The sequence below is a fragment of the Helicobacter cinaedi CCUG 18818 = ATCC BAA-847 genome (genome assembly GCF_000155475.1).
Taxonomy (GTDB): Bacteria; Campylobacterota; Campylobacteria; order Campylobacterales; family Helicobacteraceae; genus Helicobacter_C; species Helicobacter_C cinaedi.
In genome coordinates this window covers 193,550-214,475 of record NZ_DS990393.1, presented here as the reverse complement: position 1 = coordinate 214,475, position 20,926 = coordinate 193,550, and the positions used below count along the sequence as shown (strand labels likewise).

Below are 20,926 nucleotides of genomic sequence, written 5' to 3'. Positions count from 1 at the left end.
CCTTTCATATCGCTAGTCTGTTACTAAAAGATTTTTGAGCTAATCGTAGTAATTTCTGTGTGTCGGTGTTTCTGCTTGAGCCATTTGCGTGGTTAGGATTTGTCGCCTAATGAGATTCTCTTAGCTCTGTTTGTGGCTTTTTTAGGCTACGCACAATGGGGTAACGCTCATTTGGGGGTTTTAGAATCTTTAAGGAAAAAGTATGCGAGAGAATATATTGATTATCGGTAATGGCGGGCGAGAATATGCTATGGGACTTGTGCTAAAAGATGATAAGAGAGTGGAATGCTTGTATTTTGCCCCGGGCAATGGTGGCACACACGCACTAGGTGTCAATATCCCCGCTACAAAACATACAGATATTTTAGAATCTATACAAAAATACAATATTACACTTGTGATTATCGGTCCTGAAGCACCATTGAGTGAGGGGCTAAGTGATTTTTTGATAGCACATAATGTGCGTGTGTTTGGTCCATCTCTAGCGGCTTCTAGGTTAGAATCTAGCAAGGCATATATGAAAGATTTAGTCTCACAAGCAGGAATCAAAACAGCAAAATATATGCAGTCCAATGATATTAATGCTTTAAGTGAGTTTATCCACACGCTCACACCGCCGATTGTGGTAAAGGCTGATGGATTATGTGCAGGAAAAGGTGTTGTTATAGCCCTTAGTCATAATGAAGCTATTGCTCATACAAAGGAAATGCTTTCCGGCAAGGCGTTTGGCAATGCTGGAATGCGTGTAGTGATTGAAGAATATTTAGATGGCTATGAGCTATCCGTTTTTGCCGTAAGTGATGGCAGGGATTTTATTATGCTTCCAGCCTGTCAAGATCACAAGCGGTTACTATCAGGTGATAATGGTCCAAACACCGGTGGTATGGGGGCTTATACACCTACACCTTTATGCGATAAATCTTTGCTTGAAAAGATTAAGAAAGATATTATCGCGCCTACACTAGATATGATGCGTAAGCAGGGAAGTCCATTTGTGGGGGTGCTTTTTGGCGGGATTATGGTGTGTGAGAAGGATAATGAGCTGACACCATACTTGCTTGAATTTAATGTGCGTTTTGGCGATCCTGAATGTGAAGTGCTAATGCCGCTACTAGAGACACCATTGTTTGATATTGTAACTCACGCAATTGATGGGAAAATCTCAGAGCTTGAATGCAAGATGATTGAAAAATGTGCTGTAGCCGTGGTGGCTTCATCAAAAGACTATCCTTATAAGTCAAGTCCTGCTGTGCCTATTGCTGTAAAAGATTTTGATAAAAATCTAGGGCATATTGTGTATGCGGGAGTGAGTAAAGCAGAATCTGGCGAGATTCTAGCAAGTGGTGGGCGTGTGCTACTCGCTATAGGGTTAGCGGAGAGTTTAGAAAAAGCACGAGATAATGCTTATGAAATTATGAAGCATATTTCTTTTAAAGGTATGCACTTTAGAGATGATATTGCATTTAGGGCATTAGGCAGATGAATAATGATGAAAAGCTCTTAGAAATTTTGGAGCGGGAGAATCTTAGGATAGCTGATAGGAGTTTGCGGATTCTAGCGTGGTTTATTGATGTATTTTTACTCTCTTTTATTTTTGCGCTTATCCATTTAGATACACTCTCACAAATGAGCGATTCTTCTGGTAATGTGGATTATGAGAGTGTGAGAGCTTTTGTAATGGCTTTCACTTGGCAGGTGTGGATTTTAAAAATCAGTTATGATACTTTTTTTGTGTGGTATTATGGAAGTAGTATTGGTAAGATTATTTGTAAGATTAAAGTTGTGAGTGTAGATTTGTTTGATAAACCAAGTTTTATATCTGCCTTGCTTCGCGCGTGTGGGAAGTATGTGGGTGAGAGTTTGCTTTTTATCACTTATGTGTTTGGTTTTGCTGATAGGTTTGTGCGGACACTGCACGATAGAATCGCTAAAACTTTGGTGATTGCCTATTGAAAAAATCTATTTTTTTTGGATTCTTGCTATGCGTTTTAGTAGGCGTATTACACGCTACACAAAAGGCAGATAAGTTTGATTTGTCCGCTGATAATGTCAGTGCGAGTGGTGATATTGTAACGGCTAGGGGCAATGCGTTTTTATTCTATGGTGATATATATATGGTCGCCAATAAAATTATCTACAACAAACAAACTAGACAAGCATATTTAGAAGGTGGAGCTAAAATCTATCAAGGCGATGTAGTGTATTTAGATGTGGAACAAGTAGATGTGAATATGGATAATAAGCACACGCAGATGTCAAATGTGTATTTGCAAAGTGGCGTTGGAATGTGGTTTATGGCAAAGCAAAGTGAGGGGCAAGATGGCAAATATCACTTCAAAAATGGTGTGATTTCAGGCTGCGATATACAATATCCATTATGGCATATGAATGTAAGCTCCGGCACATACAATACAGATAAAGAATATATGAGCGTGTGGAATCCTAGATTCTATCTTGGGGCAGTGCCGGTGTTTTATCTGCCATATTTTGTCGCACCAACGGGCAATAAAAGGAAAAGCGGTCTGCTCACCCCCACTATGTCTTTAAGCAATAAGCAAGGCTTTATGTATATGCAGCCTCTTTTTATTGCACCATATGATCGCTGGGATATGACAATCGCCCCACAGATAAGGACACAGCGTGGGGCTGGAGGGGATTTAGAGTTTCGCTTTGCTGATAGGGATAATAAGGTTGCCATTTTACAAACGCGTTATTTTCAAAATACAGATGAATACACAACGCTATATAACCTTAAAAATAAATACATTTATGGTGGGACTTTTAAATATGACACACAGGGAATCTTTGCAAGGAATAATGACAATATAACGGACGGGTTTTTTGCTGATATTACTTATATGAATGATTTAGAGTATATGCGTTTAAGAAGCCTTAATGCCGCATTTAATACGCGTTTATATGAATCTCGTGTGAATTATTTTCTTAATTCCAACAAACACTATTTTGGGACATATTTTAAATATTACCTTGACTTATCTAAGGTGGATAATAGTCAAACTTTTCAAGCCCTACCGCAACTGCATTACCACCACTACACAGATTCTCTATTTTTTAGGAATCTGCTTTATACCTTTGATTTTCAAAGTAAGCATATTACGCGACCTTCAGGCTATGGGTATTTTCAAAATACAATGTCTTTGCCTATCGGTTTAGCTCTACCAATACTCAACGATTATATATCACTTGGGGCAAATATAGATGCTTATGCGACTTCTGTGTCCTTGCAAGATTATCAAGGGCTAACTGACGCTTTAAAACAGCCATTAGGGAAAAATATCAATTACAGCGTGAGCAGTTATAATGTCTCGATTAACTCTGACATTGCGCGTCCATATAAGCATTTTTTTCACTCCTTGCATTTTGAGGCTCTTTTTAGTGGCGCGTTGTATAAATACACTTCTGAAGCCGTGAATGATGATAGATATGAGGCGTATAATGAGCTTATTAATCAGGGCTTACCACAAGAGGCACTTGCTGTGATTTGGAATCCAAGTGATATTGTTGATGTTGTGAAAAATAAGCATAAAGTGGATTTGAAATTTTCACAATACTTTTATGGTAAAAATGGCAAGGAGCTTTTCTATTGGCGTATGTATCAGAGATTGTTTATGCAAGATAGTTTTTTAAATAGCTCTCAAGTCTTACGCAATGAGCTGGGATTCTCCCCACTTGATGGGTTAAATTTTAGCGGTTCGGTGTTTTATTCATATATAAGAAAAACAATCAGCGAAGCTTCAGTTAATGCATCTTTTAACAAATGGGGGCTAGATTCTAATCTCACTTATTATTTTAAGCTTGATCCATTATATTTAAGCTCTGGTTTGTATTCACCACAGGGCAATACAGGCTTTGCTCGTGGGACATTGGGCTATGATTTTGGCTATTTTCGTTTAAATACGAATGTGGGCTATGATGTGGGACTTGGGTATTTAAAGGATTGGTATGTTACAATCTCCAAAGACATTCGGTGTTTTGGTGTGGCTTTGAAATTTGCTCAAGATATCCGCCCAACACTTACAGCAGATAATCAAATTACGCCAATTAAAAATCAATATGTAAAGATTGAGTTCCGTTTTGTGCCTTTGGCAAACACGGGCTTTACTTATAGATTCAAAGAATAAGGAGGAAAGGTGCAAAAGATTATATTTTCTCAAGCCCAAGATGCACTGCCACCTTTGCTTGATGTGATACATATTAAGAATCTTAACCTAGAGAATGCAATTTTAGTCGCTATTGGTAGGGAGGGTGTGGGCTTTGCAAGTGTGTTGGCTAACAAGCTTAAAGTCCCTATGGCATTTCTTTTTACACAGATTATCCCTTCCCCACTCAATCCTGAATGCCCTGTGGCAGTGGTAAGCGAGGATATGGAGATCGTGATAAATGAAGAGCTAGTGAGTGCTTTTGGTATTAGCCTTGATTATGTATATGGGGAGGCACAAAGGCAATATGAAGAGGCGATTTTACCCGCTCGGTATCAGCTGCGAAAAGGAGAGGGGATTAGCTCATTTGCGGGTAAAGATATTTTGCTTTTTGATTTGGGGATTGAGACGGGATTGCGTATAGGTGTGGCGATAAAAACTTGTATGAACTTAAAAGCAAAAAGTATTTGTGTGCTTGCACCTGTGATGCCTAAAAATATTTATGAGTTTTTAAGCGAGATTTGCGATGATGTATGTTGCCCTTATCCGCTTGAAAACTATGTTTCTACGACACATTATTTTCCCACTCTTCAGCCCATAGATGATGAGAGTTTTGAAGAGATTCTAAGCCAAACTACAACAAAGGAGACAAATGCAACGCATTGATATACAAAATGAGAATCTAAATGAGAGCTATACTTTTAACTATATGGCAAAGGCAGCAAATGGCAGTGTGCTGTATCAAAACGGCGGAAGTGTGCTACTAGCAAGTGTGTGTGCGGAAGAGAATAACAAATATGATGATGACTTTTTGCCCTTAAGTGTGCAATACATTGAAAAAGCCTATGCGAGTAATAAATTCCCCCCCGGTTTTGTGAAGCGAGAGGGCAAACCTAGTGAATTTGAGATTCTCACTTCTAGGCTCATTGATAGGACATTGCGTCCGCTTTTTCCCAAAGGCTATAAGCATATTACTTCAATTGTTATTTGGGTGCTAAGCTATGATGGCAAGAGTGATTTGCAGCTCAATGCACTTAATGCCGCATCGGCAGCTTTATATGTCTCAAACCTGCCTTTAGAGAGTTTAAAAGACAATGCGGTGTGTGGGGTAAGAATCGGGCGTAAAAATGGAGCGTTTGTATTAAATCCCACAATGGAGCAGATGAGTGAAAGCGAGCTTGATTTGTTTGTGTCCGGCAGGGGTGATGAGCTATTAATGATTGAAATGAAAAGTATTAGGAGTGAAAAAGGGGCAAATGAACTTAGTGAAAGGGATATGATACTTGCTTTAGAATCTGCTAAAAGTTATATAGACAGGGCGACACAGAGCTATCACAAATATTTTGCCCCTTATAAAAAGCAAAGCCTTGCGATTGATTTAAGTCAAGATTCACTTAACACTGATTTATTAGAAAAAATTGCTAAAAACTACCATAGCCAAATTTTAGAAGCCATCACATTTTTAGCTAAATCAGAATCTCAAATGCAGCTTCATTCCATTATCAAACAGGCAATGCGTGAGTGTGGCATTGAAGAAGAGAAAATCGCCACAGAGCATATTAAGGCGTATAAGAAAAAGCTTGTGCGTGAGATGATTATAGAATCTGCTATTAGGGCTGATGGCAGGGGCTTAAAGGATATTCGCCCTATCAGTATAGAGACAAATATTCTGCCCTTTGCTCACGGCAGTGTGCTTTTCACACGCGGGCAAACTCAAGCCCTTGTGAGTGCGACACTTGGCAGTGAGAATGACGCACAAAGCTATGAGATGTTAGGTAGTAAGAATGCGTTAAAACGGCGATTTTTATTCCATTATAATTTCCCCGGATTCAGCGTTGGCGAAGCAAGTATGATAGGCAGTGTAGGGCGTAGAGAGCTAGGACACGGCAATCTTGCTAGACGCGCTTTAGAATCTAGCCTTACTTCGCAGGATAGGACAATCCGCTTAGTGTCAGAGATTTTAGAATCTAATGGCTCAAGCTCAATGGCGAGTGTGTGCGGCGGATCTTTGGCATTATGTGCGTGTGGGGTTCAGGTAGATTCTCTTATAGCGGGGGTGGCTATGGGGCTAGTAACACAGGGGGAGAAATACGCTATACTCACAGATATTAGTGGTTTAGAAGATCACGATGGTGATATGGATTTTAAGGTTGCTGGTGGATATAAGGGCATAAGTGCAATGCAAATGGATATTAAGCTTGGTGGCATTTCAAAAGAGATTTTAGAAGAATCTTTACTGCAAGCAAAGGAAGCAAGGGAGCAGATTCTAGGCATTATGGAGGAAGCTAGGGCAAAGATTGTGCTAAATCATTCTATCTTGCCAAAGAGTGAAAGTTTTAAGATTGCCCCACATAAGATTGTTGAAGTGATCGGGCAAGGTGGGCGTGTGATAAAGGATATTATTGAGCGATTTGAAGTGAGTATTGATTTGGAGCGTGAAAGCGGAATAGTGAATGTGAGTGCAAGTAATGAAGATAATCTTGCTAAAGCCAAGGCTTTTATCCTAGAGATTGTAAGTGGAGCTAAAAGTGATAGGGTAGATTGGGAGAGTTATCATGTGGGTGAGCGATTTGTTGGGAAGATAAAGAAAATTGCGGATTTTGGGGTATTTGTGGAGCTGCCGCGTGGTGGTGATGGGCTATTGCATATCAGCAAAATTATTAAAGATAAGAATGAAAGCATTCATAGTGTGTTGCAAGGCAAAAGTGAGTTAGAGTGCGAGATTCTCTCCCGCAATAAGGGCAAGGTGGAGTTAGGCTTAGTTTAATGTTTTTTTTATTAAAGCTTAGGCATAATCACGCTTCCAAAGTGTCAAGTAGGGGACAGATCCGAACAGACTTTGAGATTTTGTAAAGAGGTGTTCAATGAAATTCTTAGCTCTTTTGTGTTTAGGAATGATTGGTTTCGCATTTGGTGCGGAGAATAATGATATGGGATTGAGTATGGTTGTTTCATATTCAATTGGTGGTGCTGTGATTGGTTTGGGCATTGCGGCTCTTGGTGGTGCTATTGGTATGGGACACGCTGCAGCTGCGACAATCTCTGGAACAGCTCGTAATCCCGGAATCAGCGGTAAATTGCTTGGGACAATGTTTATTGCATTGGCGTTGATTGAAGCACAAGTTATCTATACTTTGGTTTTAGCACTTGTTGCTATATATGCAAATCCTTTCCTTCCAAGCGGAGCTGTGTTGGCAATATAGTCTAACTTATGCAGATTCTACTTTTGAATCTGCATTGTGCGCTGGTGGTGGAATTGGTAGACACACCATCTTGAGGGGGTGGCGGGGCGACCCGTGCGAGTTCAAGTCTCGCTCAGCGCACCATACTTTAAAATCAACTTCTTGTTATTTTTATCATTTGCCGGAGTGGTGAAACTGGTAGACGCGCTAGACTCAAAATCTAGTAGGGGCAACCCTGTGTCGGTTCGAGTCCGACCTTCGGCACCATAAATACCTAGACTTTATTAAATCTCTATAGTTTATGATTTTTCAGGCTTTTATAGATGATATTATTTTGGTGATTAAAGGATATATTATTGGAATCTGGTTTTGCTCACTCTGTCCTTAGCCTTGTTGTGCCACTTTTTGTGGTTGTGATGGTTGTGCTTTTAAGACGCGTTGTGCTTTCACTTTTTCTAGGCGTATGCTTAAGCGGACTTATGCTTTATGGCTTTTCTTTAGAATCCTTAAGCTTTGTGTGTAAGGCGATAAGTAGCGTGTTTTATGATGAAGGTATAAATTGGGACGGGGCATTTATCTTTGCCTTTTTGATTATTTTAGGCGTGATTACGCAGATTATTCTATATAGTGGGGCGATTGGGGCGTTTGTAAAATGGGCTAGGAATCATATCAAAACCGCTAAAGGCTCGGAATTTCTAGCTTTTGTTGCTGGAGTAGTGATTTTTATTGATGATTATTTTAATGCCTTGACCGTTGGACAAATCTCACGCTCACTCAATGATAGCTTTCACTCTAGCCGTGAGCGTTTGGCGTATATTATTGATTCTACTTCGGCACCCATTTGTATTCTTATACCGCTTTCAAGCTGGGGGGCTTATAACATAGGGCTTTTAAGTAAGCAGGGCATTGAAGAGCCTTTTATGGTGCTACTGCAAAGCATTCCAAATAATTTTTATGCTTTTTTTGCGTTGATTGCTGTTGTTTTGACAATTATATGGCGGGTGAACTTGCCTGTAATGCGGAATAATGTCAATGTGGGTATGCAGGATTCTAAAGCACAAGATTCTAAAATAAATGGGACATATATTTTTCAACGCAAAAGTGCTATTATTTATCTCATCGTGCCGATTCTCGCCCTTATTGTAGGTATTTGTTTTATGATTTTTTATACAGGTTTTCAAGGGCTAGAAGATGGAGAGAGTGGGCTAATCGCTATGCTATCTCACACGGACACGCCTTTTTCACTTTTTTGCGGTGGGGCATTTGCACTTGTGGTTACGCTTTTAATGACGCTTGGGATTATAGAATCTAAAGAGTATCCTAGCATTTTTTGGTTTGGGGCAAAAAGTATGTTTGGTGCGATTTTAATTTTGATTTTTGCGTGGGCGATTGGACCGGTGATAAAGAATCATATCCAAACAGGCGTGTATTTGGCAAATGTGGCAAAAGATGTGCTAAGTGCTGATATGATGGTGTTTATGCCCGTGTTTTTATTCCTTATTTCTGCTTTTATCGCCTTTTGCACTGGCACAAGCTGGGGGACATTTGCCATTATGCTACCCATTGGTATGGAAGTAACGCTCCAAAGTGGTAGTGGTGAGATGACGCAGGGTGCATTTTTGGCTTTATCAGCTATTTTATCGGGTGCAGTCTATGGTGATCATACCTCGCCCATTTCAGATACGACCATTCTTTCTGCTGTGGGGGCTGGCTGCTCTGTGCAAAGCCATTTTATTACGCAGTTTCCTTATACCAGCATTGCTGCTTTGTGCGCGGGGGTAAGCTTTGTGCTACTTGCTTTAACACAAAGCACTTTGATTGCTTTTTGCGTGGGTTTTGTGTTGCTTGGCGGTATTTTTTATGTGCTTAAAAGATTCTATGGTGGGGATATTGAGATTATACAAAACACATAATGGGGGGGGGGGCGTGGCCGATTCTACATCCACTCTAGAATCTTGCTTACCTCGTTTGCTTCAAAGCATTTGATTGTGGTATTTTTGGGCTTTTTAGCAAGGATAACTTTTTCAAATCCATAGTTTTCTAGCTCTTTTAGCCTTATCTCAATATTGCTAACTTCGCGTATATCGCCTACAAGTGAAACTTCGCCCACAAAGGCAGTTTTAGGACTAAGCGGACGATTTTTAAAGCTTGAGACAATACTTGCAATAACGGCTAAATCCGCACTTGGCTCACTTATCTTTATGCCACCTACGACATTGACAAATACATCATATCGTCCAAGTGGCATATCAAGTTTTCGCTCCAAAAGAGCTAAAAGCATATTCAAGCGGTTAGTATCAAAGCCTGTGCAAGAGCGTTTAGGATAGGCAGATTCACTCACAAGGGCTTGAATCTCAATGATAATAGCTCTACTCCCCTCAAGTAGCACAGCCACAGCACTTCCAGCTTGGGCTGAACGCTGATTGAAAAAAAGCCTTGAAGCGTTTTTGGCACTCACAAGCCCACATTCTTTCATCTCAAAAATTCCAATTTCACTTGTTGTGCCAAAGCGATTTTTAAAGCCCCTTAGCATTCTTAGTTCTTTGCTTGGATCACCTTCAAAATACAGCACACAATCTACCATATGCTCCAAGATTCTAGGTCCGGCAATGGAGCCTTCCTTTGTGATATGCCCAATGATAAAAATGCTGATATTTCGCTCCTTTGCTAACCGCATAAGTGCAAAGGTAACTTCACGCACTTGTGAAACACTACCGGGTGCGGAAGTGATTTCCGGGGAATATATCGTTTGGATAGAATCTATCACGCATAGGCTGTATTTCCGCTCATTTAGAGCTTGTGTAATGCTACTTAAATCAATTTCATTGAGCAAAAAGAGATTTTCACTTACAGCACCCAGCCGAGTGGAACGCATTTTAATCTGCCCAGCACTCTCTTCCCCACTCACATAGAGAATCTTAAGGGCTGATTTTTCTGCTAAATTTCCTGCAATTTTTAATAAAAGTGTAGATTTGCCAACACCCGGACTGCCACCGATAAGGTATAGCCCACCGGGCACAATGCCCCCACCAAGCACAATATCAAGCTCTTCTTCATAGGAAGTGAAATGCTGAATAGATTCAAATTGAACTTCTGTAATGGGAATAGCGTGGGTTGTGGGATTGTGATTTTGACTTGCAAGGCTATATTTTTTCATTTCACCTTTAAGCTCAACTAAACTATCCCAACTCCCGCAACTGCTACATTTTCCAAGCCACTTTGGGCTTTGCCAACCACAAAATTGACATTCAAAAACTACACTTTTTTTTGCCACCTTAAAGCCTTAAAAAATACTATCAAGCAGAATCTTCACATATTCTTGTTTGTCAAATTTCAATAAATCATCAGCCTTTTCGCCCACACCTATGAAACAAATGGGGATTTTAAGCTCACTTACAATGCTAAAAATCGCCCCTCCCTTGCTTGTGCCATCAAGCTTTGTGATGATAATGCCATCAAATGTAATATTTTGTGAAAATGCCTTAGCTTGATTAATCGCGGAGCTTCCCTGTGTGCCATCAAGCACAAGGAATTTTCTCAAAGGCAAATCCCGTAGGGCTTTTTGACAGACACGCACGATCTTTAAAAGCTCATTATTGAGATTTGTTTGATTATGCAATCGCCCTGCGGTGTCAATGTAAAGCTCATCAATATTTCTTGCTAAAGCGGAATTAATGCTATCAAAGGCAACCGCACTTGGGTCGTGCATATGTTGTGTGGCAATCACAGGAATACTAAGCCTTTCACCCCAAAGCTTAATTTGCTCAATGGCAGCTGCTCGGAAAGTATCTCCTGCAGCCAGCATTACCTTTTTGCCTTCTTTTTGTGCGAGATTGGCAAGTTTAGCAATGCTTGTGGTTTTGCCTGCCCCATTTACACCAACGATTAATGTAACAAGAGGTTTGATAGAATCTGCATTTTCTAGTAAGGGGGAAGATTCAATTTCAAGCAGGGCGATTAGGGCTTTATGCAGTGCGTCTTTAGAGACATAAGGAGGCAGAGAATCTAAAATAGATTCTACAAGCTCGTATGCAATATCGCATTCAATCAAAATCTCTTCTAGCTCATCTTTGCTTAACTTGTCCTTTTTTGAGCCAAGCAGTGAGGCGATATTTTGTGTGGTTTTTTGGAGGGTTTTACTTAGGGATAAAATCATTTTTGCTCTTGAGTTTGGGTTGGATTTGAATCTTGCTCTTGCGGGATATTATCAAGGATTTCAATCTCATCTTGTGCTTTAGCATCAAGCTTATCTTGGATAAGATAGCGTATGTCAAGTTCTATCATCTCTTCAGGCACTAATCCCACATAGTCAATCACTTTCTCGCCTTGCTTATCATATAGGGCTATGTAGCTTTGCTTTTCATCTTTGCTTAGGAAGTTTAGCAGATTCTTATCGTCATTTGGGGCATAAAGCTTGAATCTTGGATTGATAGCATTGATTTGATCTTGCAAGGCTTGTAAATCTTCTTTTGGGCTAATGGCAACAATGGATATAAACTCTTGGTATTTATTGTGTAAATCAAGGATATGGAGTAGCTCATCTTGGCATTGTGTGCAGTCTTTGGAGATAAAAAAGAGCAAGGTTGGACGCTCATCTTTGGTTTGAAACACGCTTTGAGTTTGGTTTGTTTTAAACTTCAAAGATTCATTTTGCGTGTTTGTAACTTCAATATTGAGAATCTTATCTTGCCCTCCGCCCTCAAAACCAAAGACATCTTTGTCCCTATCAGCCTCATCACTACACGCACTCAAAAACACCGCCATTACCACACATATAAGCAAAGTTTTAAGATGAGATTGTCTTGGTAGAATCTGTAAAAACTGCATTGCTTCTCTCCAAAGTATAGGTTTTGTGCTATCATTATATCCAAAAAAAGGATTAATAATTACCAAACAAGACTTTAGAAAAGTAGCAAAAGCATTTTTGGGATATAAAACGCGCTATGCCTCGTTGCAAGATAGGTCGTTAAATCCCGCACTTTTTAGAATCTTAAGGCAAAAGGGTGCAAAAAATGTGCTTGTGTATATGCCTTTTGGCAATGAAGTGAATATTTTCCCGCTCATCTCCACGCTTCGCAAAAAAAAATATCGTGTTTTTGTGCCTTATATACAAGAATTTTATTTTAAAATGATACCATTGCGAATGCCATTGCAAAAAAATGTCTTTGGCATTTATGAGTCAAATAATTCTACATTTAATTTAATAAAAGTTGATGCGGTGATTATCCCTGTTTTAGGGATAGATAAGGATTTTAGGCGTATTGGTTTTGGCAAGGGTATGTATGATAGATTTATGTCTTGCCTGAAGAAAAAAGTTTATGTTATTTTTGTAGCAAGAAGTCCAAACTACACTCCAAGCGTGATTACAGAATCTTATGATGTGCAAGGAGATTGTTTCGTAACCCCATCGGCTTTATGTTTAAGGAAGCACAATGGAAGTATGGTATGTCATAGGCGGTATAACCTTCGCGTTATTGGTGGGCGTGAGTGTGTATCTTATCACAAGAAAGATTTTTAACTCTCACTCCCAAGTGATTATAGAGCAAGCCAAAGCAAAGGCAAAGGCGATTGAGTATGAGGCACAAGAAAAGCTAAAAGATCATAAGATTCATATTAAAGAAGAACAGCTTAGGCTTCAGCAGGAGTTTGACAAAGAGAATGTGAGATTAAAAAAAGAATATGAATCTGCTCTAGCGGAATTTGAAAAAGAGGAGCAACGCCGCTATCAGCAACTCAATCATCAAAAACAACAAGTTGAGAAAGAAAAGCAGGAAATTGCCGAGCTTAAAATCAAAGTTTTGCGTTCCCAAAGTGAGCAGGATAAACTCAAGCTTGAATATCAAAACGCAAAAAAAGAAATGCTAAATCTTATAGCAAATCATGCAAAAATGAGTAGAGAGGAAGCCACGAGCATTTTGCTTTCACATCTTGAAGAAGAACTTGCTGATGAAAAGGCTATGCTTATCCGTAGATATGAGAGGGAGGCAAAAGATGAAGCCAAAAAAAAGGCAAATTATATCCTTGCCCAAGCCACTACGCGTTATGCGGGTGAGTTTGCTACTGAACGCTTGGTTAATGTTGTCAATCTTCCAAATGATGAGCTAAAGGGACGCATTATTGGTAAGGAAGGGCGAAATATTAAGACTTTGGAGCTTATTAGCGGGGTAGATGTCATCATTGATGATACGCCTTGTAGCATTATTTTAAGTAGTTTTAATCTCTACCGCAGAGCCATTGCTACACGCACGATTGAAAGCCTTGTGGAAGATGGCAGGATTCAGCCTTCACGCATTGAGGAAGTGTATGAACGCATTAAAAATGAGATGGATGAGCAAATGCGTCAAGATGGCGAAAATATCGTGCTTGATATGGGGCTTGGCTATATGCACCCAGAATTGAAATTTTTGCTTGGCAAAATGCGTTATCGTGCATCTTTTGGGCAAAATGCCCTTGGGCATTCTATTGAAGTGGCAAATCTTGCAGCCATTATCGCTGGAGAGCTTGGCGGAGATGAGAAACTCGCACGAAGGGCTGGAATCTTACACGATATAGGCAAAGCACTTACCCAAGAGCTTGGCGGTAGCCACGTGGATTTGGGCGTTGAGGTTTGCACCTGCTACAAAGAACATCCTGTTGTGATTAATGCTATCAAAGCTCATCACGGCTATGAGGAGATAAAAAGCACAGAATGTGCTGCTGTGTGTGCTGCAGATGCGTTATCTGCTGCGAGACCGGGGGCTAGGAGAGAGGTGCTTGAAAATTTCCTAAAAAGAATGCAGGATATTGAAAATATTGCGATGGATAAAATCGGCGTGAAACAAGCCTATGCTATTAATGCGGGTAGAGAAGTGCGTGTGATTGTAAGGGCGGACTTGGTCAGTGATGAGCAAAGTGTTGTGTTAGCACGCGATATAGCCAAAGAGATAGAATCTAATTTACAATATCCGGGTGAAATTAAAGTCAGCGTAATACGAGAGCTAAGGGCTGTGGAATATGCAAGATAAGTGTCATAAAGGCTTCAAAAGTTTCAATCAGGATTCTAACATTTTTGCTTGGTTGCCTGTTTTGTGCGTTACTTTTGGTGCGTTTATCTTTAATACTTCGGAGTTTATACCTATTGGGCTTTTAGGTGCGATTGGCAATGACTTTTCTATGAGTGATTCTGAAGTTGGGGTAATGCTAACTATCTATGCGTGGGTGGTAGCTCTTGCGTCTTTGCCGCTTATGCTCTATTTTGCACAAAGCAATCTTAAATCCCTTATGCTAGGCGTTATTTTTGTATTTGTGCTTAGTCATTTCATCTCTGCTTTAGCACAAAATTTCATTATGCTTGTAGCCTCTCGCATAGGCGTAGCCCTATCTCACGCACTCTTTTGGTCTATCGCCTCTGTTATGGCGGTGCGTGCTGCCCCAAAGGGTAAGCAAAGCAGTGCATTGGGCTTTGTGATTACAGGGAGTTCTCTTGCTATGATTGTGGGGCTCCCGCTTGGGCGTATGATAGGGCTATATGTGGATTGGCGGGTGAGCTTTTTGTGTATTGGACTTGTGGCATTATGTGTTGGCATTGCTTTCTGGCGAGTGTTTCCTACTATGCCAAATACGCAAAACATTTCGCTAAAAACGCTTCCTACACTTCTGCATAACAAGGCATTTATGAAGATTTGCTTTCTCACGCTTGCATTTGTGAGCGGACATTTTAGTGCATATACTTATATTGAGCCATTTTTGGAAAATGTAGCAGGGTTTAGGGCTAACTCTGTTACTTTTATCTTGTGTTTGTTTGGACTTATGGGGGTGGTGGGCAGTGTGCTGTTTGCAAGATTCTATGAGCGGTTTCATTTAGCCTTTGTGCGTCTTAGCCTTTTTGGCTTGGGGCTTAGTATGCTTTTGTTGTATGTTGTGAGTGAATCTAGTGTGGCTATTACACTACTTTGTGCGGTGTGGGGGCTATGCTTTATGCTTTTTGGTGTGATTTTTCAATCACAAGTGATTGCCGCTGTGCCAAATGCTACGGCGGTGGCGATGAGTATTTATTCGGGTATTTTTAATGTTGGCATAGGCAGTGGGGCGTTGATTGGCGGCTTGGCATATACGCATTTTGGGATAGAATCTATTGGCTTTGTGGCAAGTGGGATATGTGCTGTTGCGGCGTTATATTTTGTGAGTGTTATGGGCTTTGCGAAAGTGTTTAGGAAGTTTAGGCGAGTGTAAATTATTTAAGTTTCTTCACATAATCACAAGCAAATTGATTATCCATTTCACACGCGCGAGAGTAAAGGAGCTTGGCTTTTGTCAAATCTTGAGGGGTATTTAGCCCTTGCTGGTAAATCTCGGCACTAAGCACACACGCATACAGGCGGTTTTCATCACAGGCTTGTGAATCTAGCTCAAGGGCTTTTTGTGTAAAATCTTTGCTTTTTTGCAAATCCTGCTTGACATTCACACCATAAAAATAATATGTCCCAAGCATAAAACACGCATTTTCCATATCACGCTCACATAGAATCTCAAGGTATTCTAAGCCCTTTTGAATATCCTTTGCTACGCCGTGTCCATCAATAAGTGCTACCGCTTGGATAGAGCACCACTCCACAGCCCCTTCTTTACACGCTTCTATACTATTTTCATAGCCTAGCTGATAGAACTGCTGGGATTTTTCTAGATTTGCTTTAGAATCTTTTTTATCCTTGGATTTTATTTCATAATAATTACCAAGGTAAAGGCAAGCACCTGGGTGCTTACTATCACAGGCTTTTTTTAGAAAATCACTTGCCTCATCACCATTTTTACTCCAGCGTGTTACACCTTGATAAAAGAGTAAATCTGCTTGGCGGATTGATTGCACGAGCGGAGAGAGGGTAGATTCTGCATTGTCTTTATCCATTTGCTCATTTTCACTAGCAAGGGCAAATGTGGAACATAAAAGCATAAGAAAAAATAAGATTCTCACTAGCTACTCCTTTTGTTGAGATGCACGAGTTGGGGGAAGTTATGCGTTATCATTTGATTATGTGAAAAGAAATTTTCAATATGTTGTGTGATTTGCTTTACATCACTTAAGCTATTGATAAGATTCCTAAACTCACTCGCCCCCTCGTGTCCTTTGGTGTAGGCGTGGAGATTCTTGCGAAACATAATCGCCCCCCTTTCCCCATAAAATTCTATCATTTTATGAAAATGCTCCAATACAAGTTCTTTTTTGACAATGGGTGGGATTTCCTGCGTATTGTTTTTAATCTGCCAGAAAATCCACGGCGAAGTAATAGCGGCCCGTCCTATCATCACACCATTTGCACCGGTATGCTCTAGCACCTTTTGGGCTTTTTCCACACTATCAATCTCGCCATTAGCAATAAGGGGCATAGGAATATTTTGCTTAATATACGCGATGGCATCATAATCAATCTTTTCTTTTTTGTAACCATCTGCTCTCGTGCGTCCGTGCACCACGACAAAATCAGACTTCACATCTTTTAGGGCTTGGGCTATCTCGTGGGGAATCTTTTTATCAAAGCCAAGGCGGACTTTTAGACTTGTGTAGGGCGTTTTAGCGTTTTCTTTAATGAGATTAGCAATTTTGACTAACAGATTTAAATCTTTTAGAAGTCCGCTTCCATTGCCGTGATTTGCGACCTTTGGGGCGGGGCAGCCACAATTTAGATCAATTATATCAATGTCCTTTTGAGTGTTTAGAATCTCAACTGCTTGTTTGATAACCTCTTCTTTTGAGCCAGAGATTTGCACACTATAAGGCTGCTCTTGTGGGGATTTTTCAGTCATTTTGAGCGTACGTTTATTGCTATATACAAGGGCGTGAGAGCTTATCATCTCACTTACGGTTATATCCACGCCAAAGCCCTTAACTACGCTACGAAAAGGCAAATCTGTATAACCTGCAAGAGGGGCTAACATCAAAAGATTCTTAAATTCAATCATTTAATTTCTCTGCTTATAGTCTGTGTAGTCAAAGCGTTTGAGAATCTCAAACTTGCCATTTGTGTCAATCACGCCAAGAAAGGGTAGGGGGATTCCATTAAAGGTGTTGTTTTTTACAATCGTGTAGTGGAGCATATCTTCAAAAATAATTCTATCGCCAACAAGCAGTGGCGTATCAAAGCTATAATCGCCTATAACATCACCAGCTAGGCAGGTTGGACCACCTAAGCGATAAGTATATTGGGCGATATTAATCCCTTTATCAGATTCTATATTGCCATCTTTGCTAAGTTTGCAAAGGGTAGGGCGGTAGGGCATCTCAAGGCAATCAGGCATATGAGCCGCCGCACTCACATCAAGTATGGCTACCTTGCCTTGATTTTCAACAATATCAACCACCTCGCCTATAAGAAAGCCCACCTGCCACCCCACTGCTTCGCCCGGCTCCAAAAACACCTCAATATCATTGTGGCGTTGTTTAAAATCTTTGATAAGATTGATAAGCAACTCGCAGTCATAATCTGCCCGAGTGATGTGATGTCCGCCGCCAAAATTCACCCATTTTTTGTTTTTAAGATAGATTCCAAAATGCTTTTCAAAATGTGGCAATGTGCGTGAAAGGGCGGCAGAATCTTGCTCACAATGTGTGTGAAAATGCAACCCATCAATACCTTGAAGTCCATATTGCTGCACACCTTTTGTAAATTCGCTTGGGGTAATGCCTAAGCGGGAAAGTGGCACACAAGGATTATAAATAGGTGGCTCTACCTCGCTATATAACAGATTCACACGCAGTCCCACTTCAATGGGAGAAAGATTCTGTGTTAGGAGTGTTTGATTTTTAGAATCTATTAGGGGCTTAAACTTCTGCCATTGATTAAAGGAATTAAAAATAATATGCGTAGCATATTCTAAGATGGATTCAAACTCACTTGCTTTGTAAGCTGGGGAAAAGACACATATTTCTTTATGTTGCACACTAGAATCTTGTGTATTATCTTTGTCCTGATTTGCCCTGCCACCTATCTCTTCATAGCCTAACCTTGCTTCATATAGTCCGCTTGCTGTGCTTCCACTTAGAGTGTGTTTAAGTGTGTCAAATCGTCTCCAAAACGCATAGCCTTTGAGTGCTAGGAGAATCTTTGCTCCACTTTGCTTTTGAATAGATTCTAAGATTTTAAGATTGTGATTAAGCCTTTCTTCTTCTAAGACATAAGCGGGTGTTGGAATCTCTAAAAGTGTGAGAGGGTTTCGCATATTTGGCTCACCCTACTATTTAAGGGCGAATTTTCTCACCGCAGCTTCAATCTCAACGGGATTTGATTTAGAGATAAATTCATCAGCATCAAGGGAACGAGCCATATCTTCATTGCTACTTCCGCTCATTGATGAATTGACAACGATAGGCAAATGCGCAGTGGCAGGATTGCTTTTGACTTGTTTGATAACTTCAAATCCGCTTGCTTCAGGCATTTCAAGGTCTGTGATAATCATACCGATTGAGTTGATGTCTGTCGTTGGCGAGAAAAGATAATCAAGCAAGTGTTTTCCATTGATAAAATCGTGATGGATAACACCAAGTTTATTAAGGATAAGCTGCATTGTGCGTAGCACCGTTGGGCTATCATCAGCAAGAAGTATGCTTTTTGTCGTATCCACTTGAGAGATTTTAGCAATGCCTTCTTCTTTGTCTTTTTCAATCCACGGGAAGACATCAATCAGCATTTTTTCAATATCCACCACCTGCACTAGGCGTCCATCAAAATATCTTGTGCGGCTCACAAGCTTGCCATTATGCCCGCCACCACCGACACCTACACCTTGCTCAATCTCTGTCCATTTTTTGTTTAAGATTCTATCCGCTTCGTAGATTCTTACCCCAATTGTCCAGCGTGAAAACTCACAAATCATAATAATATCTTCTTCCCCCGGCTCCCGCTTCACACTATAATCACGCAGATTCCTAGCCTTATTGCTACTATCATAATAAAACCATTTACGCATATCAATAAGGGGGATTGTCAGCTCACGAATGGTAATAAGCCCTTCAACTAAGCTATTATTCTCGTGTGTAACGACGGTAAGCATTCCGCTGTATTTGATAACTTCACGAATCTTAAAAACATTTACCGCATATAAATCCTTACCCTTTTCTAAGCGGAAACAAAGTAGCTGTAATTCATTGTTTTTGTGAAGGCTTGTTACTTGATCTATCTTTGACATACTCGTTTTTGACATAATCACACCTCAAATTTTCAAAAATAGCTAATCATAGCACAATTTCACTAAATCTAACTTTATGTATTCTTGTCTTTAGTGAGTTTTGAGCTAAAACGCACTTTTATGACAAGCACAAGCCACCGCAAGATTCCATATACCACATATCCGCTCATCAACACACACAAAGTTTCCTGTGGATTCACATACACAATGCCAAGCAGTAAAATCACGGCAATAAATGACTTAAAATTCCACTGCATTTTTTTAAAGCTAGGATAGCGGATATTACTTACCATAAGGATACTGATAATAAAGCTCCCAAGCAACATTACATACCCATAGTTATAATTTTCAATCAATTTATATTCTAAATCAATCAGCACCCACAGCATCACAACAACTGCCGCGGAGGGAATAGGCAGACCAATAAAAAAGTTTGGTTCGCTACTTGTAGTGATATTAAATCTTGCCAATCGCACCGCCCCAAAGATAACAAAAATTGCCGGCACACACGCTCCTAGCCGCCCATAATCTATGCCGATATAAAAATAAAGTAGCATTGCTGGAGCTACGCCAAAAGCTACAACATCGGCTAGAGAATCAAACTCCACTCCAAATTTGCTTGCCGTGTTTGTAAGCCTTGCTACGCGTCCATCAAGCCCATCAAGAATCATAGAGGCAAGTATCAGCCAACACGCCATTTCAAAATTACCCTTTGAGGCATAAATCACGCTTAAGATTCCTAAAAAAATACTCCCTGCGGTAAAAAGATTAGGTAGGATAAAAAGTGGATTAAACTTCATAGAAATATCCTAATACACTTTGTGAAGCACTCACTCTATCGCCAATACTCACTTTCAGCTCAATTTCGTTAAATGAATTTTTAGAATCTTGAGGAATAGTGATTTGTGTCATTCCTGCTTTCATAAAGCCCATGCGTTCGCCTAGCTCCAAATGACTATAAGCAAAAAGTTCGTGAGAAGAGAAGAAGATAGGGAAAAATTCCATAGAGAATACACAATCCTGGTTGTTTTCAAAACGCATTGTAGCGTTGAGCTGGGCTTGTTTTTGTTTATTACAGCAAGTGAGAGACAAACCTTTTTTTTGACTTATCTTGCCTTCAAAAACATCGCAAGGTGCGCGTATTATACCCACATCAAGAAAGCTTGTTTCAATCTTGATATGCACTTCATTATTTGTAGAGTAAACATCTCTTACAATACCATCAACGGGCGAGACAAAGGCGTTGTTTTCGTGCGTTTGTGGAATCCGCTCCGGATTTCTAAACATAGCAACCCACAAAATGAGAAAGACAAGCGACACAAATCCACACAAAGTCCAATCAAACAAAGCACTGATAAGAAATAGGGCAAGAAGCACACCTGTGCCAATCCAACCTTGTTTTGCAATGATTTGTGTTGTTGTCAT

19 protein-coding genes and 2 tRNA genes are annotated in these 20,926 nt (G+C 40.2%); 12 read left to right on the top strand and 9 right to left on the bottom strand.

The window, feature by feature from the left end:
• The first annotated feature begins 202 nt into the window (after nt 1-202).
• The 9 genes from purD (at nt 203) to HCCG_RS08900 (ending at nt 9,255) form a co-directional block, all read left to right on the top strand.
• Entirely contained in the window at nt 203-1,483 is a 1,281-nt protein-coding gene (gene purD / locus HCCG_RS08940; protein ID WP_002957182.1) for a phosphoribosylamine--glycine ligase, read from the top strand.
• Nucleotides 1,480-1,953, top strand: a complete 474-nt coding sequence (locus HCCG_RS08935; RefSeq protein WP_014666359.1) for an RDD family protein — start codon at nt 1,480-1,482, stop codon at nt 1,951-1,953. Before purD ends, HCCG_RS08935 begins: the two co-directional genes overlap by 4 nt.
• Nucleotides 1,950-4,142 carry an LPS-assembly protein LptD gene (locus tag HCCG_RS08930; RefSeq protein WP_002957180.1) on the top strand — a complete coding sequence of 731 codons (2,193 nt, stop codon included), beginning with the start codon at nt 1,950-1,952 and terminating at the stop codon, nt 4,140-4,142. The genes HCCG_RS08935 and HCCG_RS08930 overlap by 4 nt, the downstream gene beginning before the upstream one ends.
• A gap of 9 nt (nt 4,143-4,151) precedes the next feature.
• On the top strand, nt 4,152-4,826 hold the full coding sequence (locus HCCG_RS08925) for a phosphoribosyltransferase (RefSeq protein WP_002957179.1): 675 nt from the start codon (nt 4,152-4,154) through the stop codon (nt 4,824-4,826).
• Complete coding sequence (locus HCCG_RS08920; RefSeq protein WP_002957178.1) at nt 4,813-6,927, top strand: polyribonucleotide nucleotidyltransferase; 2,115 nt, start codon at nt 4,813-4,815, stop codon at nt 6,925-6,927. The genes HCCG_RS08925 and HCCG_RS08920 overlap by 14 nt, the downstream gene beginning before the upstream one ends.
• A gap of 97 nt (nt 6,928-7,024) precedes the next feature.
• Nucleotides 7,025-7,363, top strand: coding sequence for a F0F1 ATP synthase subunit C (locus HCCG_RS08915; RefSeq protein ID WP_002957177.1), 339 nt, complete (start codon nt 7,025-7,027; stop codon nt 7,361-7,363).
• 38 nt (nt 7,364-7,401) lie between these two features.
• A tRNA-Leu gene (locus HCCG_RS08910) sits at nt 7,402-7,486 on the top strand.
• A gap of 36 nt (nt 7,487-7,522) precedes the next feature.
• Nucleotides 7,523-7,609 (top strand) — tRNA-Leu (locus HCCG_RS08905).
• Between the two features lie 149 nt (nt 7,610-7,758).
• Nucleotides 7,759-9,255, top strand: coding sequence for a Na+/H+ antiporter NhaC family protein (locus tag HCCG_RS08900; RefSeq protein ID WP_172580126.1), 1,497 nt, complete (start codon nt 7,759-7,761; stop codon nt 9,253-9,255).
• A gap of 23 nt (nt 9,256-9,278) precedes the next feature.
• Here the strand turns inward: HCCG_RS08900 and radA are convergent, their stop codons facing one another.
• From radA to HCCG_RS08885, 3 genes are read right to left on the bottom strand one after another with little or no spacing between them, the layout of a single operon-like run.
• Nucleotides 9,279-10,616, bottom strand: a complete 1,338-nt coding sequence (radA, locus tag HCCG_RS08895; protein ID WP_002957175.1) for a DNA repair protein RadA — start codon at nt 10,614-10,616, stop codon at nt 9,279-9,281.
• Between the two features lie 9 nt (nt 10,617-10,625).
• On the bottom strand, nt 10,626-11,498 hold the full coding sequence (ftsY, locus tag HCCG_RS08890) for a signal recognition particle-docking protein FtsY (RefSeq protein ID WP_002957174.1): 873 nt from the start codon (nt 11,496-11,498) through the stop codon (nt 10,626-10,628).
• The gene (locus HCCG_RS08885; protein ID WP_002957173.1) at nt 11,495-12,169 is read right to left on the bottom strand and encodes a TlpA family protein disulfide reductase; all 675 of its coding nucleotides are present in this window, start codon (nt 12,167-12,169) and stop codon (nt 11,495-11,497) included. The genes ftsY and HCCG_RS08885 overlap by 4 nt, the downstream gene beginning before the upstream one ends.
• Nucleotides 12,170-12,194: 25 nt before the next feature.
• Between HCCG_RS08885 and HCCG_RS08880 the strand changes: the two genes are divergently transcribed.
• From HCCG_RS08880 to HCCG_RS08870, 3 genes are read left to right on the top strand one after another with little or no spacing between them, the layout of a single operon-like run.
• Nucleotides 12,195-12,860 (top strand): 5-formyltetrahydrofolate cyclo-ligase, encoded by a 666-nt coding sequence (locus tag HCCG_RS08880; protein WP_002957172.1) that lies wholly within the window; start codon nt 12,195-12,197, stop codon nt 12,858-12,860.
• A complete protein-coding gene (gene rny / locus HCCG_RS08875) occupies nt 12,775-14,346 on the top strand; it encodes a ribonuclease Y (RefSeq protein WP_014666367.1) in 1,572 nt (523 codons plus the stop codon). Before HCCG_RS08880 ends, rny begins: the two co-directional genes overlap by 86 nt.
• A complete protein-coding gene (locus tag HCCG_RS08870; RefSeq protein ID WP_002957170.1) occupies nt 14,336-15,553 on the top strand; it encodes a sugar transporter in 1,218 nt (405 codons plus the stop codon). The genes rny and HCCG_RS08870 overlap by 11 nt, the downstream gene beginning before the upstream one ends.
• A 1-nt stretch (nt 15,554) precedes the next feature.
• Here the strand turns inward: HCCG_RS08870 and HCCG_RS08865 are convergent, their stop codons facing one another.
• The 6 genes from HCCG_RS08865 to HCCG_RS08840 are packed head-to-tail and all read right to left on the bottom strand — an operon-like array spanning nt 15,555 to nt 20,926.
• Complete coding sequence (locus HCCG_RS08865) at nt 15,555-16,292, bottom strand: tetratricopeptide repeat protein (RefSeq protein WP_002957169.1); 738 nt, start codon at nt 16,290-16,292, stop codon at nt 15,555-15,557.
• Nucleotides 16,292-17,275, bottom strand: a complete 984-nt coding sequence (locus HCCG_RS08860) for a tRNA dihydrouridine synthase (protein WP_034548482.1) — start codon at nt 17,273-17,275, stop codon at nt 16,292-16,294. The genes HCCG_RS08865 and HCCG_RS08860 overlap by 1 nt, the downstream gene beginning before the upstream one ends.
• A 3-nt stretch (nt 17,276-17,278) precedes the next feature.
• Nucleotides 17,279-18,535: a carboxynorspermidine decarboxylase gene (gene nspC, locus HCCG_RS08855; RefSeq protein WP_002957167.1), complete on the bottom strand. Its 1,257-nt coding sequence runs from the start codon at nt 18,533-18,535 to the stop codon at nt 17,279-17,281.
• Nucleotides 18,536-18,550: 15 nt separating this feature from the next.
• Nucleotides 18,551-19,516: a chemotaxis protein gene (locus tag HCCG_RS08850; protein ID WP_002957166.1), complete on the bottom strand. Its 966-nt coding sequence runs from the start codon at nt 19,514-19,516 to the stop codon at nt 18,551-18,553.
• Nucleotides 19,517-19,575: 59 nt separating this feature from the next.
• Nucleotides 19,576-20,301 (bottom strand): CDP-diacylglycerol--serine O-phosphatidyltransferase, encoded by a 726-nt coding sequence (gene pssA / locus HCCG_RS08845; RefSeq protein WP_002957165.1) that lies wholly within the window; start codon nt 20,299-20,301, stop codon nt 19,576-19,578.
• Nucleotides 20,291-20,926: a phosphatidylserine decarboxylase gene (locus HCCG_RS08840; protein WP_002957164.1), complete on the bottom strand. Its 636-nt coding sequence runs from the start codon at nt 20,924-20,926 to the stop codon at nt 20,291-20,293. The genes pssA and HCCG_RS08840 overlap by 11 nt, the downstream gene beginning before the upstream one ends.

Excerpts from the sequence above, each read along its gene's own strand:
- purD (WP_002957182.1), top strand. The coding sequence starts at position 203 with ATGCGAGAGAATATATTGATTATCGGTAATGGCGGGCGAGAATATGCT.
- HCCG_RS08935 (WP_014666359.1), top strand. The coding sequence starts at position 1,480 with ATGAATAATGATGAAAAGCTCTTAGAAATTTTGGAGCGGGAGAATCTT.
- HCCG_RS08920 (WP_002957178.1), top strand. The coding sequence starts at position 4,813 with ATGCAACGCATTGATATACAAAATGAGAATCTAAATGAGAGCTATACT.
- HCCG_RS08915 (WP_002957177.1), top strand. The coding sequence starts at position 7,025 with ATGAAATTCTTAGCTCTTTTGTGTTTAGGAATGATTGGTTTCGCATTT.
- HCCG_RS08900 (WP_172580126.1), top strand. The coding sequence starts at position 7,759 with ATGGTTGTGCTTTTAAGACGCGTTGTGCTTTCACTTTTTCTAGGCGTA.
- ftsY (WP_002957174.1), bottom strand. The coding sequence starts at position 11,498 with ATGATTTTATCCCTAAGTAAAACCCTCCAAAAAACCACACAAAATATC.
- HCCG_RS08885 (WP_002957173.1), bottom strand. The coding sequence starts at position 12,169 with ATGCAGTTTTTACAGATTCTACCAAGACAATCTCATCTTAAAACTTTG.
- rny (WP_014666367.1), top strand. The coding sequence starts at position 12,775 with ATGGAAGTATGGTATGTCATAGGCGGTATAACCTTCGCGTTATTGGTG.
- HCCG_RS08870 (WP_002957170.1), top strand. The coding sequence starts at position 14,336 with ATGCAAGATAAGTGTCATAAAGGCTTCAAAAGTTTCAATCAGGATTCT.
- nspC (WP_002957167.1), bottom strand. The coding sequence starts at position 18,535 with ATGCGAAACCCTCTCACACTTTTAGAGATTCCAACACCCGCTTATGTC.
- HCCG_RS08850 (WP_002957166.1), bottom strand. The coding sequence starts at position 19,516 with ATGTCAAAAACGAGTATGTCAAAGATAGATCAAGTAACAAGCCTTCAC.
- pssA (WP_002957165.1), bottom strand. The coding sequence starts at position 20,301 with ATGAAGTTTAATCCACTTTTTATCCTACCTAATCTTTTTACCGCAGGG.
- HCCG_RS08840 (WP_002957164.1), bottom strand. The coding sequence starts at position 20,926 with ATGACAACAACACAAATCATTGCAAAACAAGGTTGGATTGGCACAGGT.